Here is a 15,114-nt window from a genome sequence, read left to right as displayed (position 1 = left end):
TTCTGCCCTTCGCCGGACGTGGCGAAGGGCAGAAACTCACGCCGATTCTCGGGTGGGGTCGAAGTCAGACGCCGCCGTTGAGCAGCACGCCACCGTCGACGGTGAGGGTCTGGCCGGTCATCCAGCCGGAGTCGTCCGAGGCGAGGAAAGCAACCACGCTGCCGATGTCCTCGGGCTCGCCAAGGCGCTTGAGCGGGTAGGGCTTGGCCACCTGCTCCTCGCGTCCGGAGTAGAGCGCCTCGGCGAACTTCGTCTTCACGACGGCCGGTGCGACGGCGTTGACCCGGATGTCCGGGCCGAGCTCGATCGCGAGTTCCTCGGTGAGGTGGATGACGGCGGCCTTGCTGACGCCGTACATCGCAATGCCCGGGGCGGGTCGCAGGCCGGCGACGGACGCGACATTGACGATCGAGCCGCCGTGCTCCTGCATCCACGCCTTGTGCACCAGCTTGACCCACTCCAGTGCGGACAGGACGTTGACCTCGAGGATCTTGCGCGACACCTCTGGCTCGACGTCGAGCAGCTTGCCGAAGACCGGGTTGATGCCGGTGTTGTTGATCAGCACGTCGATGCTGCCGTGCTTGTCGATCGCGGTGCGCACGACCTCCTCGCGGTGCGCGGCGTCGTCCGCCTTGCCGGCGACGTAGGACGCGCGCTCACCGAGTCCGGCGACGGCTTCCTTGAGGGTGTCCTCGCCACGTGCGGTGATGATGACGTTCGCGCCTTCGTCGACCAGGCGCTCGGCTATGGCCAGGCCGATGCCTCGGCTGGCTCCGGTGACGATCGCGGTCTTGCCCTCGAGACGGTTCATGGAGACCTCTTCTGTTCGTTTCGGTGGTTGTGTTGTCATCTTGTCGCAACCCGTACGTCCGACGAAGGAGTGGTCCATGTCCAGCGCTAGAGGAAACCTCGACTGGCAGCCCCTGGAGGAGCACGCCGGCCTCGTGGCGCCGACGGTCGCGGACGCGAACGCGCCCGGTCTGCTGGTCGCGCCGGTCGACGACTCGCTCTCCGACACCGCCGCGTTCTGCCAGGCGTACGACGTGACCCTCGAAGCGGCCGCGAACTGTGTTGTCGTGCAAGCGCGCCGGGGTGAGAACACCACGTACGCCGCCGTCATCGTTCGGGGCACCGACCGCGCCGACGTGAACAAGACCGTCCGCAAGCACCTGGACGCTCGCAAGATCACCTTCGCCGACCAGGAGCACACCGAAGCGGCCACCGGCATGAAATCCGGCGGGATCACGCCGGTCGGTCTGCCGGTGGACTGGCCGATCCTCATCGACCGGGCGGTCGCCGAGGGCGGGGAGTTCGTGATCGGCGGGGGAGTGCGCACGTCGAAGCTGTTGATCACCGGCGAAGCCTTGGCCGCCCTGCCGAACGCCGAGGTTCTCGACCTGACGATCGCCGGTTGAGCCGTCCGGTTCGCGTGTCCGGGAGCCCGCCGAAAATTCCCCGGCGTCCCGTTTGCACTCGCCCCGCGCGAGTGCCAATAATGGCGTTAGCACTCTCGGCATGAGAGTGACAGAACAAGTGGCAGTACGGCGAGGGTCACATCGCGCGGACGACGTAGGTCCGCAGCCGGTGCGGCTCGTCCGTCGCGGGCGTCGTGCCGCCAACTCGATACGCAATGTGTGGGAGGAACCACCACATGGCCAAGACAATTGCCTTCGACGAGGAGGCCCGTCGCGGACTCGAGCGGGGTATGAACACCCTCGCCGACGCCGTCCGTGTCACCCTCGGCCCCAAGGGCCGCAACGTCGTCCTGGAGAAGAAGTGGGGCGCCCCCACGATCACCAACGACGGTGTGTCCATCGCCAAGGAGATCGAGCTCGAGGACCCCTACGAGAAGATCGGCGCCGAGCTGGTCAAGGAGGTCGCCAAGAAGACCGACGACGTCGCGGGTGACGGCACCACCACCGCCACCGTGCTGGCCCAGGCCATGGTGCGCGAGGGTCTGCGCAACGTCGCCGCCGGCGCGAACCCGATGGCGCTCAAGCGCGGCATCGAAGCGGCTGTCGCGGCTGTGTCCGAGCAGCTGCTGTCGCACGCCAAGGAGATCGAGACCAAGGAGCAGATCGCTGCCACCGCGTCCATCTCCGCCGCGGACCCCCAGATCGGTGAGCTCATCGCCGAGGCCATGGACAAGGTCGGCAAGGAAGGCGTCATCACCGTCGAGGAGAGCAACACCTTCGGTCTGGAGCTGGAGCTCACCGAGGGTATGCGCTTCGACAAGGGCTACATCTCCGGTTACTTCGTGACCGACACCGAGCGCATGGAGACGGTGCTCGACGACCCGTACATCCTGGTCGTCAACTCCAAGATCTCCTCGATCAAGGACCTGCTGCCGCTGCTGGAGAAGGTCATGCAGTCCGGCAAGCCGCTGATGATCATCGCCGAGGACGTCGACGGCGAAGCACTGTCGACCCTGGTGGTCAACAAGATCCGCGGCACCTTCAAGTCCGTTGCCGTCAAGGCTCCGGGCTTCGGTGACCGTCGCAAGGCCATGCTCGGTGACATCGCCATCCTCACCGGTGGTCAGGTCATCTCAGAGGAGGTCGGCCTCAAGCTCGAGACCGCCGAACTCGACCTGCTCGGCCGCGCTCGTAAGGTCGTCGTCACCAAGGACGAGACGACCATCGTCGAGGGTGCCGGCGACGCCGACCAGATCGCCGGTCGCGTCAAGCAGATCCGCGCCGAGATCGAGAACAGCGACTCCGACTACGACCGCGAGAAGTTGCAGGAACGCCTGGCCAAGCTCGCCGGTGGCGTCGCCGTCATCAAGGCGGGTGCCGCGACCGAGGTCGAGCTCAAGGAGCGCAAGCACCGCATCGAGGACGCCGTCCGCAACGCGAAGGCTGCCGTCGAGGAGGGCATCGTCGCCGGTGGTGGCGTGGCGCTGATCCAGGCGTCCAAGGACGCTTTCGGTTCGCTGTCGCTCGAGGGTGACGAGGCCACCGGTGCGAACATCGTTCGCGTCGCGGCCGAGGCTCCGCTGAAGCAGATCGCCCTCAACGCCGGCCTCGAGCCGGGCGTCGTGGTCGAGAAGGTCCGCAACCTCACCCCGGGTGAGGGCCTCAACGCGGCCACCGGCGAGTACGTCGACATGGTGAAGGCCGGCATCATCGACCCGGCCAAGGTGACCCGTTCGGCGCTGCAGAACGCAGCCTCGATCGCGGCCCTGTTCCTCACCACCGAGGCCGTCATCGCCGACAAGCCCGAGAAGGCTGCCCCGGCGATGCCGGGTGGCGACGACATGGGCGGAATGGGCTTCTGACCCACGTCTGACCGACGCACGAAAGAAGGGGCGCAGCCACGAACGTGGTTGCGCCCCTTCTGTTACACATCGATTTCTGGTGCCGCCGGCACTGCCGGACGCGACCTGGGACGCCGGAAACGCTTCGGATGGCACGTGCGTGTGGCGCAGGCGTGCCGTTCCCGGGCACGGCAGCCTCCGACGAAGCGGACGCCGGCGGTTTCAGCGCGGCATGAACGCAGCCTTCACGTCGGACTCGGTCGCGGAGTACGCCCTGCTGGCCGTGCCGAGCGTGCGTCCGATGTCGGCGAGCGAGTCCTTCATCTTGATCTGTGCGCGCTGCCACTCGCCGTGCAGCACGGCGTACTGCGTGGCCGCCGAACCCGTCCACGTGCCCTGAAGGGCCGTCAGCTTGCGGTCCATCAGGTTCATCGCCGTCTGGATCTGCCCGGCGATCGTGCCGACGTCCAATCCGTGCTGCGCCACGAGGTCGCTGTCGACCGCGTACTTGCTGGGGTGCATGGGATTCCTCCTGCTCGGTCCACCCGACCGGTGGACGATGCGCAGGACGGTACGTCGAATCGCCCGAACGTATTCGAGTTATCCCCAACGGATCAGTTCGACGCCTTGCCGAGCGCGACCGTGACCTTCTTGCGGTCGCCGTCGCGGACGATCGTCAGCTCGACCTTGTCACCCACGGTCTTGGCGCGGACGTAGCCCACGAGCGCGTTCGAGGAGACGATCGGACGTCCGTCGGCGGCGATGATCGCGTCGCCGACCTTGATCCCCGCCTTGTCCGCGGCGGAGCCGGACACCACCTCGGCGATCTTCGCGGCACTCTCGGTGGCGTCGCCGACCTTTACCGAACCGGTACTGGCCTTCACACCGAGTTGGGCATGCTGGACCGAGCCCTTGCTGATCAGCTGCTGGGTGATGGAGTCGACGACGGAGACCGGGATCGCGAAGCCGATGCCGATGTTGCCCGACTGCGAACCGGCCGAGGAACTGCCGAGCGTCGCGATCGAGGAGTTGATGCCGATCAGCTGACCGCTCGCATTCACCAGTGCGCCACCGGAATTGCCCGGGTTGATCGCGGCACTGGTCTGGATCGCGTTGGTGGTGCTCTCGCTCTCACCGTCGCTGCCGCCTGCGGTGACGGGCCGGTTGAGCGCGCTGACGATTCCGGTCGTGACCGTGCTGGACAGCCCGAGCGGGTTGCCGATCGCCATGACCGGCTGGCCGACGGCGAGCGTCGCGTCGTCACCGAGAGAGATGGGCTTGAGGTTCGACGGCGGCTTGCTCAGCTTGATGACGGCGAGGTCGGTGCTCGGGTCCTTGCCGACGACCTTCGCCTCGTAGGTCAGGTTGTCGGTGAAGGTGACGGTGATCTTGGGATCGCTGCCGCCGCCTGCGGACACGACGTGGTTGTTGGTGACGATGTGGCCCTTCGTGTCGAGCACGACCCCCGAGCCCTCACCGCCGCTACCGCCGCCCTCGACCGTGATCGACACGACGCTGTCGGTGACCTTGGTGGCGGTTGACGACCAGTTCACTCCGCTCGCGTCCTTGTAGTCGGCGGGGTTGGCCTGCACGACCTTCGTCGTGGTGCTGGACGTGCCGGCGACGTCGTCGTCGGTCAACGCGTAGGTCGTTCCACTGGCCAGGCCGGCAGCCAGCACGGCCGCGATCGGGACCGCGAGCCACGGAGCGCCACGGCGGCGGCGCGGTGCGGTCGCGGTCGATGCCTGCTGGTGCCCGTACGCGGGCATGCCGGGACCGCCGGCGGGGTTTGCCCAGGGGGAGCCGAAGGTGCCGGACGCCTGGGGTGCGGGCTGCTGGTGCGGGGAGTTGCCGTACGGACGGTGCTGACCCGGCATCTGGAAGGAACGGGTGTCACCGGCGGGAGGGCGGACATCCTGCCGGTCCACGTGAGGCAGCGGGCCGGTGATGTCGTCGTCCTGCTGCGCGGGTCGGGGTGCGTTGCGTCCTGCGTCGGACGGGTGCTCGTCGTGCGACATGGTCGCTCCTTGCTCGTTCGGTGCTCGTTCGGTTGTTCGTCTTCGTGCAGTCAACCGGCTGCTCTTGAGCAGTTGCTGGCCCGAGCCTGTGTGAAGTCTGTGCGTCCTGCCTGGCCCGGGGCCCGAGTCTGTCAGGCGTGTCGAGGGTTGAACGTCCTGCCGGCCACGCCGATTCCGGCAGGCCACATTGCACTGTCGCCACGCTATGGCCACGGGATCGACGTGCGGCGAATCATTAGCTAAACTATTGAACTGAGCTAACTACCTTGCCTGGAGGCGAAACCCACCGAATGACCCCGGACGAACGTCGGGCGATGTCCGACGAACTGCGCATGACCTGCATGAAGATCAGTCGACGCACCCGCTTCGAGAACGTCGAAAGCGTTGCGCCGCATCAGTTCTCGGTGCTCTGCAAACTGATGGACGCCCCGCTGCCGATCGGCGGTCTGGCTGAAGCCGAATGCGTGAGCCGACCCTCGATGACCCGCACGGTCGACGGTCTTGTCGAGGGCGGATACGTGGTCCGTGTCGCCGATGGCGGCGACAAGCGCCGTACGTGGGTGCACATCACCGATGCCGGGCGTGAGTCGGTGCTGCAGACCAAGCGGTCGCGCGACGTCTGGATGAACGAACGCATCGCCCAGCTCAGCGACGACGAGTGCGAACTGCTGGCGCAGGCTACTGCGATCCTCGCGCGGGTGGTCGCTCGATGAGCCCCACCTTCGCATCGCTCTCGATCTACAACTACCGCGTCTACGCCCTCGGTGCGATCGTCTCCAATGTCGGCACCTGGATGGGACGCGTCGCACAGGACTGGCTCGTCCTCACCGAACTCACCGATCACGACTCCACCGCGCTCGGCATCGTCACCGGCCTGCAGTTCGCACCCGTCGTGTTGCTCGCGCCGCTGGCCGGTTCGTTCGCCGACCGGTTCGACAAGCGCAAGCTGTTGGCGCTGTCGCAGACCTCCCTGGCGATCACTGCCGCGCTGCTCGCGGTGCTCGTGCTCACCGATGTCGCCCAGTTGTGGCACGTCTACGTGTTGGCCGGCCTGCAGGGAGTCGCGACCGCGCTGGACAACCCCACGCGTCAGGCGTTCGTCTCCGAGATGGTCCCGCCGGACAAACTCTCCAATGCCGTCGGACTCAACAGTGCCTCGTTCAACGGGGCCCGTCTCGTCGGTCCCGCGATCGCCGGTCTGCTGATCGCCGCGGTCGGCACCGGATTCACTCTGGTGATCAATGCCTTCAGCTTCATTGCCGTCCTGGGGGCGCTCGCGATGATGCACGGCGCCGAACTCACCCGGCCACCGCGCGGCAAGGGGCGCGGGGGAGTGCGCGAGGGCCTCGCCTACGTCAGGCAACGCAGCGACATCAAGCTGCTGCTGTTCGTGGTCTTCATGCTCGGCACCTTCGGCATGAACTTCCAGATCACCATCGCGCTGATGTCGACGTCGATCTTCGGTCGCGGCGCGAGCGAGTACGGACTGCTCAGTTCGGTCATGGCGATCGGGTCGTTGGCCGCGGCGCTCATGTCGGCGAGACGTCCGAAGCCGCGGTTGCGGGTGCTGTTCACCGCGTTGATCGGTTTCACCGTCTTCTCCGCGGCGGCCGGTCTGGCACCCACGTTCTGGTTCTTCGGGCTGATGCTCATCCCGACCGGCCTGTGCGCGCTGACAGTCGTCACCACCGCCAATGCCGCTGTGCAGCTGTCCGTCTCACCGCAGATGCGCGGACGTGTGATGGCGCTCTACATGGCGATCTTCCTCGGCGGTACACCGCTGGGCGCACCGATGATCGGCTGGATCGGGGACGCCTGGGGACCGCGCTGGACCATCCTGGTCGGCAGCCTGGCGGTCGGCCTTGCCGCCGTTGCTGCCATCCTCTACGTCATGCGCACCGACCGGCTCACCGTCACTCTCGAGCGCCACCCCTGGCACCTGAACGTGGTCTCGGCCCGTCAGGCCGCCGCCGGGATCCACCCCGAGCAGGTGCGATGACCCCGCACAGCCGCCGGCTGCTGGTGGTCGGCGTCCTGCTCGGGATGCTGATCGTCGCGGGCATCGCCGCGCTCACCGGCTGACGTCAGTCCTGCGTCACCTGCTGAGCCCGCAGCGCGCGCTCGGCGTGGTCGATCTGCTCCAGGACGATGCGGCGCAGCGCCGCGGGTGAACCCGGGTTGTCGTCGTACCAACTCCTGATCGCTCCCAGTGCGGCGCGACCCTCGTCGTCCGCGTCCACGTCCGGGAACAGGCCGATCACCAAGCGCTGCGCCATCGACTGCACACGGTCTCCCCACACGGAGTCGAGCAACTCGACGTACGGCTGCGCGTACTTCGTCCCCGGATCACTGATTCCCCAACCGGTGAGCAGCGCTCGCTGCGCGTCGTTCGTGAGTTCGTCCTCGACCAGGCGTCGCCAGGTCTCGTCCTGGGCCTGCGGCGCAGCGGCCAGGGCGGTCAGCGAACTGGTGCGACCGATGAGCGTGTTGTCCTGCTCGAGCAATTGCTGCACCTCGGCCTCGTCCCAGGCGCCCTGCCGGACGAGCGACGCGGCGAGTTTCCAGCGCAGTTCGTCGGTCAGCGTCAGACCGTCCGGCACCTTCCCGTCGGCGAGCGCGGCCGCATCGCCGGCGAGCGTGTCGGTCTGCGACGCGAATTCCGCGAGCAGATCGGCCCAGGTGCGCTGCAGATCCGACTCGGGTTCGGCGCCGGCGAGGGCCACGCGTGCCACACCGCCCAACGCGTCCCACGCTGCCGCCCGGGTGCCGGCCGGCAGGAAGTGGCCGACCGCGGTCTGCACCTGACCGGCGACGATGCGCAGGATCATCGCGTTGGACTCGGCGGGTGCCTGCGTGCAGAAGGTGTCGACGAAGCGGGACGCGGGGATGCGGGCGTCACGAGTGAGGTTCCACAACGCGGTCCAGACGGCGCCGCGGTCGAGATCGTCGGTGATGGACGACAGGTGCGTGCTCGCAACGTGCTGCGACTGCTCGTCGAGGCGGCCGATGCCGTAGGTCAGGTCGCCGGCGTTGACCAGTACCAGGTCGGCTCGGTTGCCGACGGCTTCGGGCACCTCCACCGATTCGCCCGTCAACGTGACCGGGGCGAGGAAGGTGCGCTCCAGCCCGGCCTCGCCCAGCGCGTATCCGGCGACCTGCAGTTGGTGCGGTCGGACGACCTCGTCGCCGGTGATCCGGTCGGTGCACCGTTGCCGGACGACGAGTTCGGTCACGGCGCCGCCGTGACCGCGCGACGTGTCGGCGGTGAGTTCGGACGGGGACGTGGTGCGCAGCCAGGCGTCCGCCCAGCGCCACAGGTCGTGCTCGGTGTGCGGTTGCAGGGCGGTCAGCAGATCGTTGAAGGTCGCCGAACCGAATGCGTGCGCGGCGAAGTAGTCACGTGCGCCGGCGAAGAAGGACTCCGGTCCGATGATCGCCTGCAGTTGGCGCAGGACGGCTGCGCCCTTGGAGTAGGTGATGCCGTCGAAGTTCTGGGCCGCGGCCTCGAGATCGTCGATCCGGGCGATGACCGGGTGGGTGCTGGGCAACTGGTCGTAGGTGTACGCCCAGAGCTTGCGTCCGCTGGCGAACTGTAACCACGCCTGGTCGAACCGGGTCGCCTCCTGAGTGACCTGGTAGCCCATCAGGTCGGCGAACGATTCCTTCAGCCACAGGTCGTCCCACCACTTCGGGGTGACCAGGTCGCCGAACCACATGTGCGCCATTTCGTGCAGGATCACTTCGGCACGGGAGGTGCGCTGCATGGTGGTGGCGCCGCCACGGAAGAGATAGTCCTCGGTGAAGGTCACCAGGCCGGGGTTCTCCATCGCACCGATGTTGTACTCCGGCACGAACACTTGGTCGTACTTACACCCCACGAAGTTCTCCGCTCGTCCCTCGCTCCGATACTTCGCGGGGGCCCCGTGAGAAGAACCGCCCCAGGGGTAAGGGAATCCGTACGCGCGGTCGTAGAAGTCGAGCCCCGCCTTGGTGGTGTAGAAGATCTCGTCGGACTCCAGGTGCTCCAGCATTCCCCGCCGGCACATCGCGGTGAGTTCGATCGTCTGCGAACTGCCGTCGGCGCGCTCGACGCTCCAGGTGTCCTGGACCACGGCGTACGGCCCCGCGATGAGGGCCACGATGTAGCTCGACAGCGGCGGAGTCGGCGCGAACGTGTGGGTCGTGCACTCGCCCGCGGGCTCGGACGACACCTCCGGCTGGTTCGAACGCACCAGCCACTGCGACGGCGCGGTCACCACGAAGGTGAACTCGCCCTTGAGGTCGGGCTGCTCGAAGCAGGCGAACATGCGGCGCGCATCGGTCGGCTCGCAGTGGGTGTAGAGGTAGGTGTTGCCGTCCTCGGGATCGGTGAACCGGTGCAGCCCCTCACCGGTGCGACTGTACTTGCAGAGGGCGTCGACGACGACTGTGTTCTCGCCGATCTCCAAGTCGCGCAGGAGGATTCGCGCGCCGTCGTAGTCCTCCAGGTACACCTGACGACCGTTGACCGTGACCGAATCAATGACGTCGGTGACCAGGTCGATCCAGGTTGAGGTGCCGGTGGAGTCGAACACCACCGTCGAACGCGAGCGGTAGGTCTCCGCGTCCGTCGCAGCCTCGGAGAGGTCGAGTTCGACGCGGTAGGTTCGCACCTTCAGCTGGTCGCCCCGTGCGTCACATTCTTGGCGGGTGAGATTCAGATCGCTGGTCACGGAACCCGAGTCAAACATGTTGCGGCGCCGGCTGCGCCATCAGGCCGAGTGAACGACTCAGCCCAGCACGAAGTCGATGCACCTGGTCAGCGCGGTGACGTCGTCGGGTTCGACGGCGGGGTACATGCCGATGCGCAACTGGTTGCGGCCGAGCTTTCGGTACGGCTCGGTGTCGACGATCCCGTTGCCGCGCAACGTCTTCGCGAGTGCCGGCGCGTCGACGGACTCGTCGAAGTCGATCGTGCCGACGACCTGGGAACGGTGCTTCGGATCGGTGATGAACGGCGACGCGTACGAGGACGCGTCCGCCCAGGAGTACAAACGCGAACTGCTGTCGAAAGTGCGGCTCGCACATCCCGCGAGCCCACCGTGCTCGAGCATCCAGGCCAACTGCTCGTCGAGCATGATCAACGTCGCCAGGGCCGGAGTGTTGAGCGTCTGGTGTTTGCGCGAGTTCTCGATCGCGAGTTGCAGGTTGAGGGAGTCGGGGATCCACCGGTCGCCCCGCGCGGTGATCTCGGCGGCGCGTTCGAGAGCAGCCGGCGACATCAGCGCGAGCCAGAGTCCACCGTCCGAGGCGAAGGACTTCTGCGGAGCGAAGTAGTAGGCATCGCAGGCGGATGCGTCGAGTTCGAGGCCGCCCGCGGCCGAGGTGCCGTCGACGACGGTGATTGCGTCGGCGTCCACCCGCTCGACCTCGATCATCGCGCCGGTCGACGTCTCGTTGTGCGCGGTCGCGTACAGGTCGACGCCGTCGACCGGGGACAGGTCGGCCACGCCGCCGGGCTCCACCGAACGCACATCGGGGTCGGCGAGGAACGGAGCCTTCGTGGTGACGGTCGCGAACTTCGAGCTGAACTCACCGAACACCGCGTGCTGCGACCGCTCGCGCACCAGGCTGCAGGCGGCGACGTCCCAGAAGGTGGTCGAGCCACCCAGCCCGAGCACGACCTCGTACCCGTCGGGGAGGTCGTAGAGCGAGGCGAGACGTTCCTGGACGCGGGCCACGAGCTCCAGCACCGGCGCCTGGCGGTGGCTGGTGCCCATCACCGAGCGTGCCTGTGCGGCAAGTGAATCGAGCTGCTCAGGGCGTACCTTGCTGGGCCCGCTGCCGAAGCGCCCGTCGCTGGGCAGGAGTTCGCTGGGGATCTTCACCACATCGGTCACGCTGCACAGTCTGGCAGCGCGTAGCTTTGGGCCATGGAACCGATCGCCCGATGGGACTACGCCGGCGAAGGCCTCGACGAACAACAGATTCCCGCTGCGCCGTGGGAGTTGGTCCGCGGCTGGGTCGAGCAGGCCCGCGCCCGAAGCCAGCAGGAACCCGACCTTCGCGAGCCCGACCAGATCTCGATCGCCACCGTTGACGCTGACGGCGGGCCGAGCGTCCGCACCGTGCTGATGCGCTACCTCGAGCCTGCCGGGCCCGGCTTCTACACCAATCTCGACTCGCGCAAAGCCGTTGCCCTGCAGGAGAATCCGAAGATCGCCGGCACGGTGACGTGGGCACCTATGTTCCGTGCCATCCGCTTCGAGGGCACCGCACGACTGCTCGACCGCGACACCGTCCGCACGTACTTCGAGTCCCGTCCATGGGGCAGTCGGATCGGTGCGTGGGCGTCGGCGCAGTCCCAGCCGATCCATGACCGCACGGTGCTGGAGGATCGCGTCCGCGAACTCGAACTCAAGTTCCCCGACACCGGTCACGCCGACGACGTCCCGCTGCCCGACAACTGGGGCGGGTACCTCATCGACTGTCACGCTGTGGAGTTCTGGGCCGGACGCTCCTCGCGGCTGCACGACCGATTGGTCTACCTGCGCGAGGGTGACGGCGATCTCGCGGACGACTGCTGGCGCGTCGAGCGTCGCCAGCCCTGAACCGGCCCCGAAGGCCGGCAGGAAAAAAACCCGTTGATCGAGGGCGATCACCGACCTACGCTCGCAGGTACACGAGAAAGGAGGTGGTCCGACTCATGATTTCTTATCGGACGCGTGAGGTGGTTGCGCGCTAGCGCAACCTTCGGTCCGCCGTAGTGGCAGACCGTGGACGTGCGGGAGCGAATCCATCGCCGCCGCCGCAGCCCGTGGGAGCGTGCATCGTCCAGCACGCACCGGCCATCAGGCCGGAACCCATGGGCTGTTCCATGCCCGGGTGACGATCAGCCATCCATCGTCCCGAAACCGATGAGCAGCATGGAAGCGGCCGGCACGCCAAGGGGTGCGCACCGGCCGCGATGTCCAACGAGGGACATCCAAGACAGAAGAACCAAGGGGTAGTTCTTCGTCCGACGACATTTCTACCCCATCTGGGGTCGGTTTCAAATAAAGATGACGAAACCTTTCACCGAGCGGTCCGGTCAGGCCATGGCGCCCGGTCAGTTTCGGGACCAACTGCCCTTGCGTCGGTGGTAGGTGGCAGGCTGGGCACCGTGAGTGACCTGATCGATACCACCGAGATGTACCTGCGCACGATCTTCGACCTCGAGGAAGAAGGCATCGTGCCGCTGCGGGCCCGTATCGCCGAGCGTCTCGCGCACTCCGGCCCCACCGTCTCCCAGACGGTCGCCCGCATGGAGCGGGACGGTCTGCTCACGCTCGCCGGTGACCGGCACCTCGAACTCACGCCGCAGGGGCGGCTGCTCGCGACCCGCGTCATGCGCAAGCACCGCATCGCCGAGCGACTTTTGGTCGACGTCCTCGGGATGGAACTCGAGTACGTCCACGACGAGGCGTGCCGGTGGGAGCACGTGATGAGCGACCGCGTCGAACTGAAGATTTTGGAGCTGCTTCAGGAGAAGGAGCTGTCGCCGTTCGGCAACCCGATCCCGGGGCTGGAGGAGCTCGGGCAGACGGCCACCTCGACGAAGTTCCGCGACGGCGTCGTGCCGCTCACCTCGGCCGTCACCGACACCGAGGCCGACCACGTCGTGCGTCGCATCGGCGAACCGGCACAGGCCGACCACGACACCCTCGCCGTGTTGACCAGCGGGGGAGTCGTTCCGGGCGCTCGCGTCAGTTCACGCCGCGACGGCGACCGCGTCCTGGTGCAGGCGGTCGGCGCGGAGCCGATCTCGCTGCCGCTCGACGTGGCCAGTCACGTTTTCGTCGACGCCTGACGAACGGCCGCGACCCGTGGCTCGGATCACGAAGGTGATGCTGACCTGCGCCCAGGTTCGTAGGCCTGCACAATGGTCCGAGTGACTGCACCTCACTCCGGCGCCGCCGGTAAGAAGGCCGGCTTCGGTCTCGTTGTCTCGGCCCTCGGTGTCGCCTTCGGCGACATCGGCACCAGCCCGCTGTATGCGATGCAAACGGTGTTCAACATCGACCACGGCGACGTGAAGGCAACGATCCCGCACGTCCTGGGCATCATCTCGCTGATCTTCTGGTCGATCACCGGCATCGTCAGCGTGAAATACATCGTGTTCATCCTGCGCGCCGACAACGACGGTGAGGGCGGCATCATGGCGCTCTCGCACCTGACCCGGCGCAGCGTGAAGCCGGGCGGCAGGAGATTCCGGACGATCGTCGTCCTGGGCGTGATCGGGGCGGCGCTCTTCTACGGCGACAGCATCATCACGCCGGCGATCTCGGTGCTGTCCTCGGTCGAGGGCCTGGAGGTCGCGGCACCGGAGGTCCACGACTGGATCCTTCCGCTGGCGTTGGTGATCATCGTCTTTCTCTTCGCCGTCCAGCGTTTCGGATCGGAGAAGATCGGACGCGCGTTCGGCCCGGTGATGGTCATCTGGTTCCTCACGCTCGCCCTGCTCGGGATCCCGCACATCGCCGCCCAGCCGAGCGTCCTGAAGGGTCTGTCCCCGACGTACGCGCTCGACTTCCTGGTCGGCGAACCCTTCGTCGCGTTTGTCGCGATGGGCGCCGTCGTGCTGGCCGTGACCGGAGCGGAATCGCTCTACGCCGACATGGGGCATTTCGGGCGCCCGCCCTTGTCGCGCGCGTGGTTCTTCATGGTGATGCCGTGCCTGCTGATCAACTACCTCGGTCAGGCCGCCATGATCATCGAGGACCCGACGAAGATCGACAGCCCGTTCTTCCATCTCGCGCCGACCTGGGCCACCCTGCCGCTGGTCGCGCTCGCGACCCTGGCAACCGTGATCGCATCCCAGGCGGTCATCTCCGGTGCCTATTCGATGTCACGTCAGGCCGAGCGCCTCGGTTACCTGCCGCGCCTGACCGTGCGGCAGACGTCCGAGCACGAGGGCGGTCAGATCTACGTCCCCGCCATCAACTGGATGTTGTTCGGTGGCGTGATCGTGCTCATGCTGATGTTCCGGTCGTCCGAGCGCCTCGCTGCCGCCTACGGCGTCGCGGTGACGAGCATGTTCATCATCACGACCCTGATGTTCCTCGTGCTGGCTCGCGCTCGGTGGAAGTGGCCGACGTGGCGAATCGCCTTGGTGCTCATACTTTTCGCCCCGCTGGAGATCATCTTCGTCTCTGCGAACCTCACCAAGGTGACGCACGGTGGCTGGCTGCCGCTGCTCGTCGCAGCCTGTGTGGCGACCGTGATGTTCACGTGGCGCCGAGGGCAGACCATCATCACCGAACGGCGCGCCAAGCTTGAGGGCCCGCTGCTGCCGTTCCTGGACGACCTGCACGCCGATCCATTGATGCGGGTGCCCGGCACCGCAGTCTTCATGCACCCCAGCAAGGAGACCGCACCGTTGGCGCTGCGTGAGAACGCGAGCTTCAATCACGTGATCCACGAGAACGTCCTCATCGTCACGACCGTCTCGGCCAACATCCCGCACGTGCCCCTCGACGAACGGGTGACGATCGACGACCTCGGCGACCCGTTCGACCACATCACCCACCTCACGGTGCGCTTCGGCTTCATGGACGACCAGGACGTGCCGGCCGCGTTGGAGACCGCTCGCGACATGGGTGTCGACTTCGACGCCGACGAGGTCTACTACTTCCTGTCCCGGATCAGCGTGCAGATGTCGCAGGACAGTTCGATGCCCAAGTGGCGCAAGCGTGTCGTCATCGGCCTCGCACACAATGCGGCCACTCCGGTGCAGTACTTCCGGCTACCCGAGGAGCGCACGGTGATCATGGGCGCGAACGTCGCGCTCTGAGCCGCACTGAGCCGCACTGAGCCGCACTG

The 15,114-nt window shown here is 66.9% G+C and carries 12 protein-coding genes; 7 read left to right on the top strand and 5 right to left on the bottom strand.

The window, feature by feature from the left end:
• Positions 1–64: 64 nt before the first annotated feature.
• Complete coding sequence (locus tag ACYU8W_RS13645) at positions 65–811, bottom strand: SDR family oxidoreductase (protein ID WP_499469891.1); 747 nt, start codon at positions 809–811, stop codon at positions 65–67.
• Positions 812–887: 76 nt separating this feature from the next.
• Between ACYU8W_RS13645 and ACYU8W_RS13640 the strand changes: the two genes are divergently transcribed.
• Together ACYU8W_RS13640 and groL are read left to right on the top strand one after the other, a co-directional pair.
• Positions 888–1,415, top strand: a complete 528-nt coding sequence (locus ACYU8W_RS13640; protein ID WP_499469889.1) for a YbaK/EbsC family protein — start codon at positions 888–890, stop codon at positions 1,413–1,415.
• Between the two features lie 236 nt (positions 1,416–1,651).
• Positions 1,652–3,277, top strand: a complete 1,626-nt coding sequence (groL, locus tag ACYU8W_RS13635; protein WP_499469887.1) for a chaperonin GroEL — start codon at positions 1,652–1,654, stop codon at positions 3,275–3,277.
• A 201-nt stretch (positions 3,278–3,478) separates the two neighbouring features.
• Here the strand turns inward: groL and ACYU8W_RS13630 are convergent, their stop codons facing one another.
• Both ACYU8W_RS13630 and ACYU8W_RS13625 read right to left on the bottom strand, forming a co-directional pair.
• Positions 3,479–3,778, bottom strand: a complete 300-nt coding sequence (locus ACYU8W_RS13630) for a WXG100 family type VII secretion target (protein WP_499469885.1) — start codon at positions 3,776–3,778, stop codon at positions 3,479–3,481.
• A 92-nt stretch (positions 3,779–3,870) separates the two neighbouring features.
• Positions 3,871–5,274, bottom strand: coding sequence for a S1C family serine protease (locus ACYU8W_RS13625; protein ID WP_499469883.1), 1,404 nt, complete (start codon positions 5,272–5,274; stop codon positions 3,871–3,873).
• Positions 5,275–5,588: 314 nt separating this feature from the next.
• On the opposite strand from ACYU8W_RS13625, the gene ACYU8W_RS13620 reads away from it, so the two are divergent.
• Both ACYU8W_RS13620 and ACYU8W_RS13615 read left to right on the top strand, forming a co-directional pair.
• Entirely contained in the window at positions 5,589–5,987 is a 399-nt protein-coding gene (locus ACYU8W_RS13620) for a MarR family winged helix-turn-helix transcriptional regulator (protein WP_205744699.1), read from the top strand.
• Positions 5,984–7,273, top strand: a complete 1,290-nt coding sequence (locus tag ACYU8W_RS13615; protein ID WP_129625287.1) for an MFS transporter — start codon at positions 5,984–5,986, stop codon at positions 7,271–7,273. Before ACYU8W_RS13620 ends, ACYU8W_RS13615 begins: the two co-directional genes overlap by 4 nt.
• 85 nt (positions 7,274–7,358) lie before the next feature.
• Here ACYU8W_RS13615 and ACYU8W_RS13610 read toward each other — a convergent pair whose 3' ends face one another.
• Together ACYU8W_RS13610 and serC are read right to left on the bottom strand one after the other, a co-directional pair.
• Positions 7,359–9,986, bottom strand: a complete 2,628-nt coding sequence (locus tag ACYU8W_RS13610) for a M1 family aminopeptidase (protein WP_499469880.1) — start codon at positions 9,984–9,986, stop codon at positions 7,359–7,361.
• 57 nt (positions 9,987–10,043) lie between these two features.
• The gene (gene serC, locus ACYU8W_RS13605; RefSeq protein ID WP_499469878.1) at positions 10,044–11,153 is read right to left on the bottom strand and encodes a phosphoserine transaminase; all 1,110 of its coding nucleotides are present in this window, start codon (positions 11,151–11,153) and stop codon (positions 10,044–10,046) included.
• Between the two features lie 33 nt (positions 11,154–11,186).
• Here serC and pdxH point away from each other — a divergent pair, with 33 nt between their 5' ends.
• The 3 genes from pdxH (at position 11,187) to ACYU8W_RS13590 (ending at position 15,085) form a co-directional block, all read left to right on the top strand.
• On the top strand, positions 11,187–11,864 hold the full coding sequence (gene pdxH / locus ACYU8W_RS13600) for a pyridoxamine 5'-phosphate oxidase (protein ID WP_499469876.1): 678 nt from the start codon (positions 11,187–11,189) through the stop codon (positions 11,862–11,864).
• A gap of 551 nt (positions 11,865–12,415) precedes the next feature.
• Positions 12,416–13,102, top strand: a complete 687-nt coding sequence (locus ACYU8W_RS13595; RefSeq protein WP_129625291.1) for an iron-dependent transcriptional repressor DtxR — start codon at positions 12,416–12,418, stop codon at positions 13,100–13,102.
• A gap of 72 nt (positions 13,103–13,174) precedes the next feature.
• Positions 13,175–15,085 (top strand): potassium transporter Kup, encoded by a 1,911-nt coding sequence (locus ACYU8W_RS13590; RefSeq protein WP_499469874.1) that lies wholly within the window; start codon positions 13,175–13,177, stop codon positions 15,083–15,085.
• Positions 15,086–15,114 lie beyond the last annotated feature (29 nt).

It is taken from the genome of Yimella radicis (assembly GCF_054778255.1).
The sequence above is the reverse complement of the archived record's forward strand: the minus strand, read 5'-3'. Positions and strand labels throughout refer to the sequence as shown.

Coding starts and splice junctions, on each gene's coding strand:
- ACYU8W_RS13645 (WP_499469891.1), bottom strand. CDS start 811: ATGAACCGTCTCGAGGGCAAGACCGCGATCGTCACCGGAGCCAGCCGA.
- ACYU8W_RS13640 (WP_499469889.1), top strand. CDS start 888: ATGTCCAGCGCTAGAGGAAACCTCGACTGGCAGCCCCTGGAGGAGCAC.
- groL (WP_499469887.1), top strand. CDS start 1,652: ATGGCCAAGACAATTGCCTTCGACGAGGAGGCCCGTCGCGGACTCGAG.
- ACYU8W_RS13630 (WP_499469885.1), bottom strand. CDS start 3,778: ATGCACCCCAGCAAGTACGCGGTCGACAGCGACCTCGTGGCGCAGCAC.
- ACYU8W_RS13625 (WP_499469883.1), bottom strand. CDS start 5,274: ATGTCGCACGACGAGCACCCGTCCGACGCAGGACGCAACGCACCCCGA.
- ACYU8W_RS13620 (WP_205744699.1), top strand. CDS start 5,589: ATGTCCGACGAACTGCGCATGACCTGCATGAAGATCAGTCGACGCACC.
- ACYU8W_RS13615 (WP_129625287.1), top strand. CDS start 5,984: ATGAGCCCCACCTTCGCATCGCTCTCGATCTACAACTACCGCGTCTAC.
- pdxH (WP_499469876.1), top strand. CDS start 11,187: ATGGAACCGATCGCCCGATGGGACTACGCCGGCGAAGGCCTCGACGAA.
- ACYU8W_RS13590 (WP_499469874.1), top strand. CDS start 13,175: ATGGTCCGAGTGACTGCACCTCACTCCGGCGCCGCCGGTAAGAAGGCC.